This is a genomic window from Novosphingobium mangrovisedimenti (assembly GCF_025153475.1).
GTDB lineage: Bacteria > Pseudomonadota > Alphaproteobacteria > Sphingomonadales > Sphingomonadaceae > Novosphingobium > Novosphingobium mangrovi_A.
This window is the reverse complement of the sequence record NZ_JANZXA010000068.1, coordinates 1-366: the sequence shown is the minus strand read 5'-3', so window position 1 is coordinate 366 and position 366 is coordinate 1. Positions and strand designations below refer to the sequence as shown.

The window sequence follows — 366 nt, the reverse complement described above, 5'->3', positions numbered from 1 at the left end:
CGCCGCATCACCTACCGCGAACTGCACCAACAGGTCTGCAAGTTCGCCAATCTCCTGAAATCACGCGGCGTGAAGAAGGGCGAGCGCGTCACCATCTACCTGCCGATGGTGCCCGAGGCGGCCGTGGCCATGCTCGCCTGCGCGCGCATCGGCGCGATCCACTCGATCGTCTTCGCCGGCTTCTCCCCCGATGCGCTGGCCGGGCGCATCACCGACTGCGACAGCAGCATCGTGCTCACCGCCGACGAGGGCCTGCGCGGGGGCAAGCGCGTTCCGCTGAAAGCCAATGTCGATGAGGCGCTGGCACAGTGCAACGGCGTCGATACCGTGATCGTGCTCGAACATACCGGTGCGGGCGTGCCGATG

Annotated in this window: 1 protein-coding gene; it reads left to right on the top strand. The window is 66.7% G+C overall.

Annotated features, from left to right (window positions below; genetic code table 11):
- The coding region (locus tag NZK81_RS21820; RefSeq protein WP_260047994.1) for an AMP-binding protein at positions 1–366 on the top strand (366 nt) is incomplete at both ends.